Source organism: Planctomonas deserti (assembly GCF_003067705.1).
GTDB lineage: Bacteria > Actinomycetota > Actinomycetes > Actinomycetales > Microbacteriaceae > Planctomonas > Planctomonas deserti.
Genome location: NZ_QANL01000004.1, coordinates 91386 through 106222 on the forward strand (window position 1 = coordinate 91386; position 14837 = coordinate 106222).

Consider the following 14837-nt stretch of genomic DNA (forward strand, 5'->3'; position numbering starts at 1 on the left):
GACGAGGCGGTGCCGCGAGCGGAGACTGGGGCCGTGCCAGAACTTCCGGAGATCCACGCTATGGCCGCCGACCTCGGCGGGCGACTCGAGGGCCGCGCGATCGCCCGCTTCGACGTCGTGTCCTTCGCCGCCCTGAAGACCTTCGACCCGCCCGTGTCGGCCCTCAGCGGGCTCGAGATCGGCGAGGTCACCCGGCACGGCAAGTTCCTCGACATCGCCGTGGCGGACCTGCACCTCATCATGCACCTGGCCCGAGCGGGCTGGATCCGCTGGTGGGAGACTCCGCGCGTGCAGGGCGGCCGCCCCGGGAAGGGACCGCTCGCGGCGCGTCTCGCCCTCGAGGGCGGCGAGGGCTTCGACGTCACCGAGGCGGGCACCAAGAAGAGCCTCGCGATCTACCTCGTACGGCAGCCGTCCGAGGTGCCCGGCATCGCGAACCTCGGTCCGGACCCGCTCACCGAGGAGTTCACCCCGGAGGTCTTCCGCGGCATCCTTGCGAAGGCGGGGCGCTCGCAGATCAAGGGCGTGCTGCGCAACCAGTCGGTGATCGCCGGGATCGGCAACGCGTACTCGGACGAGATCCTGCACTCGGCGCGCATGTCGCCGTTCAAGCCCGCATCGATGACCGAGGACGAGGCGAACCGGCTCTTCGACGCGATGCAGACGACGCTCCGGGAGGCGATCTCCCGCGCCGACGGGCTCGCCGCATCCGAGCTCAAGAAGGAGAAGAAGTCGGGCCTGCAGGTGCACGGTCGCACCGGCCAGCCCTGCCCGGTGTGCGGCGACACGGTGCGCCAGGTCATCTACTCCGACTCGACGTTCCAGTACTGCCCGACCTGCCAGACGGGCGGCAAGCCCCTGGCCGACCGCGTGCTCTCGCGACTGGTGAAGTAGGGACGCGAGCCCTCACGGTCCCTGAGCTCGTCGAAGGGATGCAACCGAGGCAGCTCCCGTCCCTTCGACAGGCTCAGGGACCGTAGGGACCAGCCTCCGGGACCCTCGCGGCAAACCTCGGGGACCGGTCGGGGCTCTCCTAGCGCACCGCGCGGCAGGCCAGATGGACCGCGAGGCGCACGTCCGGGTCGTCGAGGTCGACGCCCAGCAGCTCCTGGATGCGCGTGATGCGGCCGGCGACCGTGTTGCGGTGCAGCCCGAGAGCGGCGGCGGTCGCGGCGAGGGTCGACTCGTTGTCGAGGTAGGCGGCGAGTGTCTGCAGCAGCTCGGGATCGAGCGGGGCGAGCAGCGACTGCGCCGCGGGCACGAAGGTGTCGTTGCCCGCCCAGGCAAGCAGCAGCTGTTCAAGGCCCAGGCGGTCGATGTGCAGGAACCAGCCCGTTGCGACCCGGTTGCCCGCGAGCTTCGCGGCGTCCGCCGCCTCGCTGAGGGTCGCGAACAGCCCGGCGCCGCCCTCGCCGAGCGAGCCGATGCCCGTCGCGATGGGGAACGAGGCCTGCGCGGACGTGTGCAGCGTCCGCAGCCGGGTCACGTGCTGCTCGAGCTCCTCCGCGCTCGGGTGCTTCGGGAAGGTGAGCCAGCCGGTGACGCCGCGACCCCGGGTCGTGACGTGCGTGCTCACCGGGAACCCGCTGAGCTCCCGTGCGACGAACCGCAGCAGCTCGAGCGGCTCTCCGCGGGTGCGGCCCACCATGCGGAAGCCCAGGTGGTAGCCGGTGGTGCGCCAGCCGCGGTCGAGCATGCGCCGGTCGATGTCGACGTCCGGCCGCCCGCGCGACTCGAGGAAGTCGCCGAGGAGGCCGGACGAGCGGGTCACGTCGCTCACGGCGTCCACCTCGTCGATGAGGATGCGGGCCGCGACGGCCGGCATCGCCACCTCGGCCGTCGTCACGAGTGCGGTCAGCTGGGTCTGCCCGAGCGCGCGCCCGTGGATCACGAGCCGCAGGCCCTCTCGACTCGGACTGTCCACCCGCACGGATGCGGCGGCGCCGTCGGTGGTGACCGCGATGTCGCTCCACCGGCCGAAGTCGATCGCGCCCAGCACCGACGGCGGCAGCGGCTCGCCCGCCGACTGGAGCACGCCCTCGGAGTCGACGAGGGCGACGGCGTGTCCCACGCTCGACGACAGGTAGCGCAGCTGATCGGTGAGCCCGTCCGCGTGGTACTCGATGGTGCGGGCCACCTTCCGCACGTAGGAGAGCGTGAGCGCGTCCCGGCCCTCGAGCAGCTGCCAGCACGCGCGGGCGAGCGCCATCGGGCGCTCGACCCGCAGCAGCGTGAGGCCGATGCGCTCCGCGACGGCGAGGCTGCCCTCTCCCACGGAGGCGGACCCCGGGATGGCGAGCCCGGTGAAGCCGCGGTCCCGCACCCGGCGCAGCAGAGCGTCGATCTGCCAGGGCGTGACGGGAGGCGCCACGGTGAGCACGGCGAGCGAGTCGGCCGCGTCGGCGGGCAGGTCGCCCTCGGTCGAGCCGACGACCGCGTCGAGCCACACCGCGTCCCGCCCGGTCACGAGCGTGACGCCGCCGTTGTCCGGGTGCTCGAGCAGGGACGACAGCCGGAGGTCCGCGTTCACCGCCGCTCCTCGAGCGCGGACAGGCCGTAGTGGCTCGGGGACACCCGGGCGTGCCGCTCCGCGGTCGCGTACCACCAGTCCGGGCCGGGCAACGACAGCACGGCGATGTGACGCCCCGCGGTGAGCTCGTGCACCTGCAGCACGTCGTGCGTGCGCTCGTCGACGGCGAGGACGATGGTCGGGCTCGCCGCCTCGACCACGCCGTTCCGCATGCAGGCCAGGAGCTCGGACCGGGCGACCAGCCGCACCGTGTCCCCCTCCGCGGTGCGCACCTCGATCGCGGTGACGCGCAGGTCGAGCGGATCCGGCAGAACCTCGGTGATGCGACCCGCGCCGAGCACCCGGGCACCGATCGCGTCGGCCCGCGAGGCGATCCCCGCGTCCGGCTCCGCCAGGTAGCGCTCCCCCAGGGTCTGGGCGCGCGCGTGCGTCCCGGGCAGCCCGTGCTCGACCAGGTTTCCGACGGTGAACCCGCCGACCACGACGGCGGCGGATCCCCCGGCGCACGTGATGGCCGCGCGCAGCACGGCCTCGACGTCGTCGGCCCGGGCGCCGTCGATGACGGCCACGCCGCCCGCGCCGGTGGGGCCGACCGCGACGAGTCCCGGAACGCCGTCGACGGCGAGCGAGAGCTGGTCGAAGTCGGGCAGCGCACGCCCCATGAGGTCGGCATCCACCCACTGGCGGTCGCGGGCGAGCGGCAAGCAGGCGAGGCCGTTCATGCCGCCCGCCTCGAGCGAGCAGATCGCGGGCACGCGGTGGCCGAGCCAGCGCTCGAGGGCGGCGATCGCCGGCGCGAACGGGGCCTCATCCGGCAGCCGCTCGTCGAGCAGCATCGTCGCTCCGGCGTAGGCGAGCGCCATGCACGGCGTCGCCGGGTCGAGGTCGGCGACGTCGTGGAGCACGACGGGCCAGACCGGCGACTCCCGCAGGGCGAGGTCGAGGATCCAGGGGGATCCGCCACCGCCGGAGCCCAGGAGCGCGAACCCCCGGGCGAGCGCCGGGAGGGCGTCTCGCTCGAGGGTTCGCGGCATCGGGCCAGCTTAAGCGGGAACGTCGGCGCGGTCGACGTGCTCCACGGGGACGAACTCCTCGCTCAGGCCGAACGCCCCTGGACCGAACGCCGCGAGCGCCTCCGGCGTGCGCATCATGTCCGGGGTCGAGATGCCGAGCACGCGCACGCGCTGCCCGTAGCGCAGACCCTCCGTGGTGATGGGCTCTGCGGTCTCCTCGTCGACGACGCAGATGAGGTCCGGCACGATCGCGACGCAGGCGCCGTTGCGTAGCGCGATGAGGTTCTCGTTCTGGAACTGCAGCTCGAACGTGTCGCCGCTCGCGGGATCGAGCGGCGAGATCACGGCGCGGCCCTTCGCGAACCCCTCGGTGGTGCGCCGCTCGACGTCGCTGACCTTGCCCACGAACAGCTCGCGCAGGTGGGAGTAGAGCGTCGTGCTGAGCGTCTCGGCGATGGCGTCGAACGGCGAGGTTTTGCGCTCGCGGGCCAGCCGGATGGCCCGGCCGAGCTCCAGCGCCATCGAGAGCGTGCGCGGGATGGCCGTGCGCCGCACGTCGGCGCCCGTCATCGCGTACTCCGCGATGTGTCCGACCCCGCCGAGCCGGATCGTGATGCCGCGGGCGAGCCACTCCATCTGCCGGTCGTCGTCTCCGGTGTCGATGATCACGCGCTCCCCCCGCTCGCCGGCGAGGGCGAGCGGCGAGCCGTGCACGCCGTAGACGGCGAACGTCTCCATGGACAGCTCGGGGAACGCCCGGCCCATGCCGTCCGCGTCCACAACGGGCAGCCCCGTCTCGGCTGCGACGACGAGCGGGATCATCGAGTTGATGCCGCCGCACTCGATGGGCATCGTCGCGTCGGCGGTGCGGCCGAGGTGCTCCTCGAGCGTGCGCAGCGCGAGCGTCGGCTCGGTGCCCGCGGGGATCTTCTCGATCATCACGGTCGGCGCGCCCATCTGGGCGGTCGGGATGACGAACAGGTCGTCCGCGATCTCGTCCGGGTCGAGGATCGTGATGCCGCGGTCGCCGAGCACGCGCTCGACGAGCATGCGGCCGATGTACGGGTCGCCGCCGCCGCCCGTGCCGAGCAGGGTCGCGCCGCGCGCGAGGTCGGGCAGGTCAGCAGCGGTCAGGGTCCAGCTCATCGAGCGCCCTCCTCTCGTCCGTCGAATCGGTGCGACGCGGTGTCGTAGCCGAAGTACCCGGGTCCCACCATGGCGAGGGCCTCGGGGCTGTGCCAGCGCTCGTCGCTGGGCGCGGCGAGCACGCGCACCCGCTGCCCGTAGCGCAGGCCTTCGGTCGTGATCGGCTCCCCCGACTCGTGCTCGAGCACCATGATGAGGTCGGGGGTCGTGACGAGCACCCGGCCGTCGAGCTCGGCGAGCAGGTGCTCGTTCTGGAACAGCAGGGTGAGGGATCCGTCGGCGCCGTCGATCCTGGCCCGGCCGCGCGCGAATCCCGTGGTGGTCGCCCGCTCCACGTCCACGACCTTGCCGGAGAACAGCTCGCGCCCGCCCAGCAGTTCGGCGACGCGGGTGACCGGGTCCTCGTTCTCGCGCCGGGCGGCCAGGATCCCCTGGCCGATGCGTACGCTCGCGCTCAGGGTGTGCGGCACCAGGGCCTCACGGGCCTGGGCGCCGGTCATGGGGAACCCGGCGATCATGATCGAGCAGCCCATCTCCACGGCCGCCACGCGCGCGATGCGCTCGGTCCAGGTGTTGTCGATCGTGCGCAGGACGCCGGTGTTGCCCTTCTCATCCGCGAAGGCGAGGGGCGAGGCCGTGATCCCGTACAGGGTCGGCAGCACCATCTGCAGCTCGGGGAAGGCGCGGCCCATGCCGTCCGCGTCGAGGAGGGGCAGGCCGAGCGCCGCGGCGGCCGCGACCGGGATGGTGGAGTTGACCCCGCCGACCTCGGCGCAGGCGATGTGCGTGACCGGCCGGCCCAGGGAGGCGGCGAGCGCGGTCACCGGCGCGATGACCTCGTCCAGGTTCGGCAGCTTCTCCACCATGACCGTGGGCGCGCCCATCATGGCCACGGTGAGGGCGAGGGCGTCGTCCGGCACCTCGTCCGGCGAGACCACCGTGACGGGGCCGTGCTCCCGGAGTGCCTGGGTGGCGAGGAGCGCGCCGATGTACGGGTCACCGCCGCCGCCCGTGCCGAGCACGGCGGCGCCGCGGGCGAGGTCCGTGATAGTGGACTCGTCGATCGTCCAGCTCACGGTCACTGCCCCATGTCGAGGTCGCCGACGGCCTTCGCGCGGATGCGCGTCGCGTTGCCGGGCAGGTACGGGATGGGCACCTCGTCGAAGTCGACGATGGAGACGGAGCGCGGCTTCGCGCCCGCGGCGATGGCCTTGTCCACGGCCTCCTGGCGCACCTCGTCGAGGATGGCGTCGCGACGGCCGGGCTCGACCGCGTAGATCTTGTCGATCTCGCCGCCGACCTGGGCGATGGACGCACCGATCGCGTTGGCCACGGCGTAGTTCTCCGGGCGGTGCACGGCGCCGAAGATCGGCAGCTCGTCGGGCAGCAGGATCGAGCCGCCGCCCACGGCGACGACGGGGATCGGCGCGGCGGAGGTGCGCATGCGGTCGACGGCCTCCGAGATCCGCTCCGCGATGCGGTCGAGCACGGCGCCCACCATGGCGCGGTCGAGGTGGCGCACGAGGTCCGCGTCGCCGATGTCCGCGCGGCCGGCGGCGACCGCGATGTCCGTCGCGGTCAGGGTCGAGCCGCCGAACACCAGGGCGTCGCTCGTGAGCCGGTACCCCACCGACTCCGGTCCGACCTCGTTCGTCGCGGTATCGACGAGGCTGCCACCGCCGATGCCGATGGAGAGCACGTCGGGCATGCGGAAGTTGGTGCGGATGCCCGCGACCGTGACCTCGGTCGTCGTCTCGCGGGGGAACCCGTTGACGAGCAGGCCGATGTCCGCGGTCGTGCCGCCGACATCGACGACGGCGCAGGTCTCGAGCCCGCTCGTCACGGCGGCCCCGCGCATCGAGTTCGTGGGCCCGGAGGCGAACGTCGCGACCGGGTAGAGGCGCACGTAGTCCTCGTCCATGAGCGTGCCGTCGTTCTGGCTGAGGAAGATCGGCGCGTCGATGCCGTGGCTGCGCACGGCCGAGGTGAGACCGTCAACGATCTCGGACGCGAGCTCGCGCAGCGCCGCGTTGATGATCGTCGCGTTCTCCCGCTCGAGCAGGCCGATGCGGCCGATCTCGTGCGACAGGGAGATCGCGACGTCCGGCCCGAGCTCACCGGCCACGATGGCCGCGGCCTCGACCTCGAGGTCGTGGTTGACCGGGCTGAAGACGGACGAGATCGCGACCGAGCGCACGCCGTTCGCGGCCATGTCGACCGCGTGCCGCTTCAGCTCTTCGGGGTCGAGCGGCGAGATCGGGCGCCCGTCGAACTCGTATCCGCCGTGCGCGAGATAGCTGCGCGCCCGGATGGCCTCGCGCAGCGGCTGCGGCCAGTCGATGAGCGGCGGCAGGGCGCGGGTGGCCGGCAGCCCGAGCCGGAGCGCCGCGGTCGGGGCGAGGCGGCGGGCCTGCACGAGCGCGTTGATGAAGTGCGTGGTGCCGATCATCACGGCCGTCACCTGCGCGCCCTCGAAGGGGTGCCCGCGCCGGAGCTCCTCGATGGCACTCACGATGCCGCTCGTCACGTCCGGCGTCGTGGACTGCTTGACGCCCGCGAGAACCGCGGTGCCGTCCATCAGAACGGCGTCCGTGTTCGTACCTCCGACATCGATGCCGATGTGCATACTGCTCCTTGTTGCGTTGGGGGTGTGGTGGGGCGGGCACGCTTCCGCGGACCCGCCCCGACTGTCGTACGGGTCAGTGCCTAAAGGGCGGTGGCGTCGGTTCAGCGCGCCGCGGCGGTCTCCAGGGGAGGCGTGCTCTGCAGGGTCGTGGCGGAGCCGATGCCCCGCACGAGGCCGAGCTTGCCCGCGACAACGTAGAGCACCATGGAGAGCAGCAGCGAGCTGATCGCCGGGACGCCCCACGTGACGAAGTAGCCGAACAGGCCCGAGACGAGCCAGATCACGATCGTCGCCGGCACCACGCGCGGGGCGGTCTCCGGCAGGGTCCCGGCGGCGCGGGACTCGTCGAGCTCCCGGCGCCAGCGCTTCACGATGAAGTACTCGGCCACCATGATGCCCGCGATGGGCGGGAAGGCGACGCCGAGCACGATGAGGAAGTCGGTGAAGCGGGCGAGGATGCCGGCGGCGGCGAGGATCGAGCCCACGATGCCGAGCACGATCGTCGTGGACACGCGGTGCAGGTTACGGTTGAAGGCCGTGGAGATGAAGTTCACCAGGCCGAGGGTCGACGAGTAGAGGTTCCAGTCGTTGATCTTCAGGGTGCCGGTGAGCACGATGAGCAGGCCGACGAAGCCGATGGACGACGTCACGATGGCAACGATGTTGCCCGATCCGGCGGCGTGCGCCAGGAGGACTCCCGCGAGGCCGATCACGAATTCGCCGAGCGAGACGCCGAGAACGGTCTGCTTCACAACGTCCGCGCCCGAGCGGTTGAAGCGGGTCATGTCGGCCGTGATGATGGCGCCGACGATCAGGCCGCCCGCCACGATGCCCGTGCCCTGGCCGACCGAGATGGTGGGGCCGGGGGCCGGCGAGGTGAGGAGCTCACCGATCGAGTGCTGGCTGAGCTCGATCGAGATGGACCAGCCCACGAGCACGAGGAACAGCGGAACCGTGATGTTGGCGAGCCACTGCATGCCGCCGAAGCCGACCGCGACGATCGCCGTGACGATGAGGCCGAAGATGAGGCACCACGCCCACACCGGCAGCGCACCGGGCATGAGCGACTCGAGCGACTCCGCGGAGATGGCGCTCTGGATGCCGAACCAGCCGATCAGGCTGATGCCGATGGCGAGCCCGACGAGCGAGGCGCCCACCTCGCCGAATCCGGTCCAGCGCGCGAGGAGCGCGGTGTTCAGGCCCTCGCGCTGGCCGATGATGCCGACGACGCACATGATCACCTCGAGGATGATCGAGCCGAAGAGGAAGGCGAGCACCGCCTCCCCGAAGGTCATGCTGTAGCCGAGGGTGGCGCCGAGCAGGAACTGGGAGAGCGCGGAGACCTGGCCGAAGCGCTGGACCGCGATGCCGAACCAGGGGCGCCGGGCCGAGGTCGGCACGCGGGAGAGGGCGAAGTCGTCTGCATGCGCCGTGCGCGATGACGCCGTTCGTTGCGACATGGGGGCTCCTAGGGGAGTGGCCGATGGGGGTCGCCTCACGCTAGGAGAGCCTGCCCGCGCCCCACAATGGGCGTATCGCCCTCATCGGCCTCCGCGATGTGCACTGTGCACAGGGGCGGGTCGGACCGCGCTTAGGAGGAGACGCAGACCAGGGGCGCTAGGCGAAGGGCGGCCCCGCGCGCTCCTTTCCGCTCGTCCCGGCGCGTCGGCGACCGGTCGCCGGTGGGGAGCCGTGGTCAAATGGTGCTCGATGCCCACTCCCAGCACGCCGCCGCCCCGCATGGTCTACTCCCCCGACGGGATGAAGATCGCCACCTACGACTTCGGTGACCCCGGCGCGCCCACCGTGCTCGCGGTGCACGGATTCGCCTCGTCCGCCCTGGCGAACTGGCACTCGACGGGCTGGACCCGGGACCTCACGCGCGCCGGCTACCGCGTGCTCTTGATCGACCAGCGCGGCCACGGCGCGAGCGACAAGCCGCACAACCCGTCCGCCTACTCCATGGCGACGCTCGTCGACGACGTGCTCCAGGTGCTCGACGCCTACCTGCTCGACGAGGTCGTCTACGCCGGCTACTCCCTCGGCGCGCGCGTCGGCTGGCACGCGGCGGGCGAGCATCCGGACCGGATCAGCCGCACGGTGCTCGGCGGCATCCCCGACGGGGACCCGCTCAAGCGGTTCCAGGTGGGCGAGGCCAAGCGGCACATCGAGAGCGGCACCGAGGTGGGCGACAGGCTCACGGGCGCGTACCTCACGATGGCGCGGAGGGTGCCCGGCAACGACCTCGAGGCACTCGTCGCGCTCGTCGAGGGGATGCGCGGGAGCCCTCAGCCCGGCCCGGACAACGCCCCGCCGCAGCCGCTGCTCTTCGCGACGGGGAGTGAGGACCACATCCTCGAGGCGTCCCGCGCGCTCGCCGCGGTCGCACCGCAGGGCGGCTTCTTCGAGATCCCGGGCCGCAACCACTTCAACGCGCCCACCTCGCGCGCGTTCCGGGAGGCGGCGATCGCCTTCTTCCGCGACCACCAGCCGGAGACGACACCGTGACCTACACCCCCGCATCCGCCTTCACCACCCGCCCCGACCTCTCCGGCACGTTCGGCATGAGCGCGTCAACGCACTGGATCGCCACGGCGAGTGCGCAGTCCGTGCTCGAGCGCGGTGGCAACGCGTTCGACGCCGCGGTGGCCGGGGCCTTCGTGCTGCACATCGTCGAGCCGCACCTGAACGGTCCGGGCGGCGACATGGTGGGCGTGTTCGTCACCGCTGAGAATCCGGGCGAGCCGACCGTGCTCGTGGGGCAGGGTCCGGCACCCGCCGGTGCCACCGTGGAGCACTACGTGGCGGAGGGACTGGAGCTCGTGCCGGGGTCCGGTGGCCTCGCCGCGGCCGTGCCCGGCGCGGTGGACGCGTGGCTGCTCCTGCTGCGCGACCACGGCACGTGGGAGCTCGCCGACGTGCTCGCCTTCGCCATCGGCTACGCCCGCGATGGCCATCCGGTGCTTGAGCGGGTCGGTGCTGCCATCGGCAGCGTCTCGACGCTGTTCACGGAGCACTGGCCGACGTCCGCCGAGCAGTGGATGCCGGAGGGCCGCCCGCCCCGGGGCGGCGAGATCGTCCGCAACGAGGCCTACGCGCGCACCCTCGATCGGCTCGTGGCCGCGGGTACCGCAGACGGTGCCGCAGCGACGTCCCGCGAGGAGCGCATCGACGCCGCCCGCCGGGAGTGGCGCGAGGGCTTCGTCGCCGAGGCCATGGTCGAGTTCCTGCGGACACCGCACCGGCACTCCTCCGGCACCGATCACGCGGGTGTGCTGAGCCGCGAGGATGTGGCTGGCTTCGAGGCCACGTACGAGCCGGCGACCACGGTGACGTTCCGTGGGAACACCGTCGCCAAGAGCGGCGCCTGGGGACAGGGACCCGTGCTGCTGCAGATGCTCCGCATCCTCGACGGCTTCGACGACGAGCGCCTCGACCCCTCCACCGCGCTCGGCGCGCACACCATCCTCGAGGCCGAGAAGCTGGCCATGGCGGACCGCGACGCCTACTACGGCGACGCCGATGTGCCGCTGGAGCTCCTGCTCTCCGAGGGGTACGCGAAGGAGCGCCGCACGCTCATCACCGACGACGCCTCGCACGAGGTGCGGCCGGGCACCGTGGACGGCGTCGTGCCGTTCCGGCCGCCCCTGCGCGAGGAGTACCTGCCCCCGGCCTTAGCCGATGCCGGCGGCGGCTCGCTGGCCGGCGTGGGCGAGCCGACGGTCGACTCGACCGGCGACATGCGGGGCGACACCTGCCACATCGACGTCGTCGACCGCTGGGGCAACATGATCTCGGCGACCCCGTCGGGCGGCTGGCTCCAGTCCTCCCCCACCGTGCCCGAGCTCGGCTTCTGCCTCGGCTCGCGTCTGCAGATGACGTGGCTCGAGCCGGGTGCTGCGTCCACGCTCACGCCGGGCAAGCGCCCGCGCACGACGCTCACGCCGACCCTCGTGCTGAGGGACGGCGAGCCGGTGGTCGCACTGGGGTCCCCTGGCGGCGACCAGCAGGACCAGTGGCAGCTGCTCTACCTGCTCCGCACCATCGTCGGCGGGTACACGCCGCAGCAGGCCATCGATGCCCCGTCCCTGCACACGACCTCCTTCCCGGGATCGTTCTGGCCGCGCACCTGGACGCCGGGCGGTGCCGTCATAGAGGACCGGATCGGCGAGGACGTGCTGGCGGACCTCGAGCGGCGCGGGCACCGGGTCACGCGCGCGGGCGACTGGACCCTCGGTCGCCTGTCCTCCGTGACGAGGGACCCGGAGACGGGCCTCCTCGGCGCGGCGGCGAACCCGCGCGGCAACCAGGGCTACGCGGCGGGCCGCTGACGCCGTGCGCGCCTGGGTCGCTCCGGGCGGCCGCCACACGGGTCGCTGAGCCCTTCGAAGGGAGGCGAGGTGCGCTGATTCGGGTGCCATCCATACGGTCCCTGACCCTGTCGAAGGGACGCAAGGTGCGCTGATCCGGCGGTCCCCTTACGGTCCCTGAGCCTGTCGAAGGGACGCAAGGGACGCGCGGCGCTATTTCTCCACATTGTCCACAGGAGCGTGAAGGTCGGTGTCGGTGGCCGGGTTTTTCCTGGACGCATGACCGAAGCAACCGCTCCACCCGACCCGATCCCACCCGACGGACTGCCACTGCAGCAGGTGGCAACCGAAACGTTCCTGGCGATGATCGACGCCGTCACCGCCGCCGAGCGCATCATCCGACTCGGCCACTCCCTCCGCGCCGAGGCGATCAATCGCGCCCGCCTCTGGACGGAAGCCACGGATCTCTCCGTCCCGGCCACGGGCGGGCCGCGGTGGTCACCGCAGATCGCCGGCCGCCGCGTGCTGACGACCGAGGTCGCCGCTGCCCTGCGCATTTCCGAGCGGGCCGCGGAGCGGCTCATCGCCGAAAGCGAGGCCCTGCTGCACGACCTGCCCGCGACCCAGGAGGCCCTCCGCAGTGGCCGGATCGGCTATCGGCACGCGCAGGTCCTCATCGACCACACCGCCACCCTCCCGCCGGCCGGAGTGGCCGCGGTGGAGGAGGCCGTGTTGCCTCGGGCGGAGTCGCTGACGGTGCCGAAGCTGGACAAGGCGACCCGGGAGCTGCGCGAGCGTCTGCACCCGGAGTCGATCCGGGAGCGGCACACCGCGTCGGTGGCGGACCGGCACATCGAGACCTGCCCGGCAACGGACGGCATGGCCTGGCTGAACGCCTATCTACCCGCAACGGAGGTCCTGGGCATTGCCAACCGGCTGTGGGACATCGCCGAGCAGCTCAAGGGCGAACCTGGGGAGGAGAGGACGCGGACGCAGCTCGTGGCGGACGCGTTCACCGACCTCCTCAGAGACGGCACCACGACTGCACCAGGTACAAAGGCCGGGGACCCTGTTGGGGAGAAGTCAACCCGCCGCATCGACGTGCCGGTCGGAGTGGGCATCCGTCCCCGAGTGCTCGTGACGGTGCCGGTGCTGACGCTCCTCGGCCGCTCCGAGGAGCCCGGCACTCTTGAGGGCTATGGGCCGATCGACGCGGACACCGCGAGAAGGATTGCGGCGCGGGCGCCGAGCTTCACCCGCATCCTCACCCACCCGGAGACCGGCGCCGTGCTCTCGGTCGGCCGCAACCGGTACGCCGTGCCCAAGGACCTCCGCACCTGGCTGCGGGTACGCGACGAGACCTGCCGCTTCCCGGGCTGCAATCGGAACGCCGGCCAAGCCGACGTCGACCACGTCACCGACTGGCAGTACGGCGGCGGCACCGACTACGGGAACCTCGTCCACCTGTGCCGGTCCCACCACCGGGTGAAGCACCACACCGGCTGGTCCTCGACCTCCGCCGGCGGCGGGAGGGTGCGCTGGCTCGCGCCCAGCGGACACGAGTACGAGACCGAACCGGCAACGCACATCACAACCCCGAAGCCGGAGCGACGAGCGGCCCGAGCCAAGGCGGTGATCCCGGAGGAACCGCCGTTCTAGGGAGTCCGGGGACCGGACCCCCGCGATCGAGGGAGTCCCGGGACAGCGGCACCGCCGATCGAGGAACGTCCCGTCGCTTCGACGAGCTCAGCGACCGTGGCGCCGGTCCCGCGCGCTCCGCACCCCTTACGGTCTCTGAGCTTGTCGAAGGGACTCCCGGTTAGGTCGTCGAGGTGCGTTACGTCGCTTCGACTAGCTCAGCGACCGTGGGGCCGGGTCCTGCGGGCGTGCGTCACGCGGTTGTGCGCCGGTGATGGACGCGACGCCGCGTCCGGCCCTAGTGTCACGACATGAGAGCGCCCACATCGCACGTGCAGCAGACGGCACCCCGCAGCCGCGAGCTTCGGCTCAGTCGCCGGGGGATCCTTTTGGCGGGGGTCTTCGGCGTTCCGCTCGTGCTCCTGATGGCGTTCAACAGTTACGGTCCGTTGACGGAGGAGAGTGCCGTTCGCATGGCGTTCGCCACGGTCGCCGGCCAGACCGTCGCCATCCTCAGCGCGCTCGCTGCGCTTGCGGTCACGGTGGCGCGAAGGCGGGTCACCTCTGCCTCCGAGTATCGGCTGCAGGTCATCCTGTTCGCCGTCATCGTCGCGGTCGTGGTCCTGTACGCCTCAGAGATACTCGCGAACGCCGGGGACGTCCTCCTGAGCCGCCTCGACCTCATCGCGGAGACCGACCTCCTGAATCGCTAGGGGATCCGACGAGTGACCTCGGGTCACCTTCAGACTCACTCGAAGCGCGAGCGTCGCTTCTTTCGTAGGAGCATCACCGCGACGACGAGGTCGAGCACTCCGACGACCATCAGTATCTTGCCCATCCACTGACCGGAGAGACTGATCGCGAATCCCACCATGATGAGGAATACCGAGATCAGGACGATGCCCTGCTCCCGCCGTGCCGGATCCGCAGTCAGCACCGCGTACCAGCGCCTCATGAGTCGGACCACACCTCGAGCCTCATCAGCTACTTCCCGCGCCGAGAACGCTCGCCGTCGCGGCCGTGGAACGCCGGATGATCGCTCTGCTTCCAGAGCACGCGGAGGACGTAGACGCTCACCACGAACGGCACCACCGAGAGCACCAGCTGCAGCCAGGCGAGATCCCATTCGAGCACCCGGTTGGCGACGTGAAGGCCGAGCGCCACGACGAGGAACACCAGCATCGCCCAGTAGCCTCGCGGAACGCGCCTGAGACCCGACATGGGCTCATTCTGGCCTATCGGCGCCGCTCAGCCCCGTGTCTCACAAAAGTGAGGCGCGGGAGCCGAGGGCGAGCACCCGCGGCACTCCCGCCGGTCGCACTAGGGTGAGGCATGCCCGAGCCGAGCAACCCTCTGATCCCCGCCGGTTTCGACGTTGCCTGGACGGCATCGGCAGTAATCGTTCTTCTGCTGCTGGTGGTCGCCCTGGTGTCGCTGGCCCGCACGGCGAGGAATCTGACCCCGACGCAGTCGCTGGCCTGGACGCTCGTCGCGATCCTCATCCCGGTGCTCGGGCCGCTGGCGTGGCTGTTCATCGGACGCCGCTCCGCTGAACCGAGATCGGCCGGGTAGCT

General features: G+C 71.7%; 14 protein-coding genes. 6 read left to right on the plus strand and 8 right to left on the minus strand.

Annotated elements, in window-relative coordinates; genetic code table 11:
* The first annotated feature begins 33 nt into the window (after positions 1–33).
* Complete coding sequence (locus DAI20_RS13945) at positions 34–894, plus strand: Fpg/Nei family DNA glycosylase (RefSeq protein ID WP_108251901.1); 861 nt, start codon at positions 34–36, stop codon at positions 892–894.
* Between the two features lie 139 nt (positions 895–1033).
* Here the strand turns inward: DAI20_RS13945 and DAI20_RS13950 are convergent, their stop codons facing one another.
* From DAI20_RS13950 to DAI20_RS13975, 6 genes are all read right to left on the minus strand, one after another.
* Positions 1034–2530, minus strand: a complete 1497-nt coding sequence (locus tag DAI20_RS13950) for a PucR family transcriptional regulator (RefSeq protein ID WP_108251903.1) — start codon at positions 2528–2530, stop codon at positions 1034–1036.
* A complete protein-coding gene (locus tag DAI20_RS13955; RefSeq protein WP_108251905.1) occupies positions 2527–3564 on the minus strand; it encodes an S-methyl thiohydantoin desulfurase domain-containing protein in 1038 nt (345 codons plus the stop codon). The genes DAI20_RS13950 and DAI20_RS13955 overlap by 4 nt, the downstream gene beginning before the upstream one ends.
* A gap of 9 nt (positions 3565–3573) precedes the next feature.
* Positions 3574–4689: an S-methyl thiohydantoin desulfurase family protein gene (locus tag DAI20_RS13960; RefSeq protein WP_108251907.1), complete on the minus strand. Its 1116-nt coding sequence runs from the start codon at positions 4687–4689 to the stop codon at positions 3574–3576.
* Positions 4686–5765 carry an S-methyl thiohydantoin desulfurase family protein gene (locus DAI20_RS13965; RefSeq protein ID WP_108252573.1) on the minus strand — a complete coding sequence of 360 codons (1080 nt, stop codon included), beginning with the start codon at positions 5763–5765 and terminating at the stop codon, positions 4686–4688. Before DAI20_RS13965 ends, DAI20_RS13960 begins: the two co-directional genes overlap by 4 nt.
* Before the next feature lie 2 nt (positions 5766–5767).
* Positions 5768–7315: a hydantoinase/oxoprolinase N-terminal domain-containing protein gene (locus tag DAI20_RS13970; protein WP_108251909.1), complete on the minus strand. Its 1548-nt coding sequence runs from the start codon at positions 7313–7315 to the stop codon at positions 5768–5770.
* Between the two features lie 101 nt (positions 7316–7416).
* Entirely contained in the window at positions 7417–8775 is a 1359-nt protein-coding gene (locus DAI20_RS13975; protein WP_108251911.1) for a purine-cytosine permease family protein, read from the minus strand.
* Between the two features lie 250 nt (positions 8776–9025).
* On the opposite strand from DAI20_RS13975, the gene DAI20_RS13980 reads away from it, so the two are divergent.
* From DAI20_RS13980 to DAI20_RS13995, 4 genes are all read left to right on the plus strand, one after another.
* The gene (locus DAI20_RS13980) at positions 9026–9823 is read left to right on the plus strand and encodes an alpha/beta fold hydrolase (RefSeq protein WP_108251913.1); all 798 of its coding nucleotides are present in this window, start codon (positions 9026–9028) and stop codon (positions 9821–9823) included.
* Between the two features lie 56 nt (positions 9824–9879).
* Positions 9880–11646: a gamma-glutamyltransferase family protein gene (locus DAI20_RS13985; RefSeq protein ID WP_205781470.1), complete on the plus strand. Its 1767-nt coding sequence runs from the start codon at positions 9880–9882 to the stop codon at positions 11644–11646.
* A gap of 258 nt (positions 11647–11904) precedes the next feature.
* Positions 11905–13284: an HNH endonuclease signature motif containing protein gene (locus DAI20_RS13990; RefSeq protein WP_108251917.1), complete on the plus strand. Its 1380-nt coding sequence runs from the start codon at positions 11905–11907 to the stop codon at positions 13282–13284.
* A gap of 290 nt (positions 13285–13574) precedes the next feature.
* Positions 13575–13976, plus strand: a complete 402-nt coding sequence (locus DAI20_RS13995) for a hypothetical protein (RefSeq protein ID WP_159085073.1) — start codon at positions 13575–13577, stop codon at positions 13974–13976.
* Positions 13977–14011: 35 nt separating this feature from the next.
* On the opposite strand, the gene DAI20_RS14000 is transcribed toward DAI20_RS13995, so the two are convergent.
* Positions 14012–14230 (minus strand): hypothetical protein, encoded by a 219-nt coding sequence (locus tag DAI20_RS14000; RefSeq protein WP_108251921.1) that lies wholly within the window; start codon positions 14228–14230, stop codon positions 14012–14014.
* Positions 14231–14247: 17 nt separating this feature from the next.
* Positions 14248–14484 carry a hypothetical protein gene (locus DAI20_RS14005; RefSeq protein WP_108251923.1) on the minus strand — a complete coding sequence of 79 codons (237 nt, stop codon included), beginning with the start codon at positions 14482–14484 and terminating at the stop codon, positions 14248–14250.
* A 111-nt stretch (positions 14485–14595) separates the two neighbouring features.
* Here DAI20_RS14005 and DAI20_RS14010 point away from each other — a divergent pair, with 111 nt between their 5' ends.
* Positions 14596–14835: a PLD nuclease N-terminal domain-containing protein gene (locus DAI20_RS14010; RefSeq protein WP_108251925.1), complete on the plus strand. Its 240-nt coding sequence runs from the start codon at positions 14596–14598 to the stop codon at positions 14833–14835.
* The last annotated feature ends 2 nt before the right edge of the window (positions 14836–14837 follow it).

Bases quoted from the DNA above. Each gene is read 5' to 3' on its own strand.
- DAI20_RS14010 (WP_108251925.1), top strand. From the start codon at position 14,596: ATGCCCGAGCCGAGCAACCCTCTGATCCCCGCCGGTTTCGACGTTGCC.
- DAI20_RS13985 (WP_205781470.1), top strand. From the start codon at position 9,880: ATGAGCGCGTCAACGCACTGGATCGCCACGGCGAGTGCGCAGTCCGTG.
- DAI20_RS13960 (WP_108251907.1), bottom strand. From the start codon at position 4,689: ATGAGCTGGACCCTGACCGCTGCTGACCTGCCCGACCTCGCGCGCGGC.
- DAI20_RS13990 (WP_108251917.1), top strand. From the start codon at position 11,905: ATGACCGAAGCAACCGCTCCACCCGACCCGATCCCACCCGACGGACTG.
- DAI20_RS13975 (WP_108251911.1), bottom strand. From the start codon at position 8,775: ATGTCGCAACGAACGGCGTCATCGCGCACGGCGCATGCAGACGACTTC.
- DAI20_RS14005 (WP_108251923.1), bottom strand. From the start codon at position 14,484: ATGTCGGGTCTCAGGCGCGTTCCGCGAGGCTACTGGGCGATGCTGGTG.
- DAI20_RS13970 (WP_108251909.1), bottom strand. From the start codon at position 7,315: ATGCACATCGGCATCGATGTCGGAGGTACGAACACGGACGCCGTTCTG.
- DAI20_RS13955 (WP_108251905.1), bottom strand. From the start codon at position 3,564: ATGCCGCGAACCCTCGAGCGAGACGCCCTCCCGGCGCTCGCCCGGGGG.
- DAI20_RS13995 (WP_159085073.1), top strand. From the start codon at position 13,575: ATGAGAGCGCCCACATCGCACGTGCAGCAGACGGCACCCCGCAGCCGC.
- DAI20_RS13980 (WP_108251913.1), top strand. From the start codon at position 9,026: ATGCCCACTCCCAGCACGCCGCCGCCCCGCATGGTCTACTCCCCCGAC.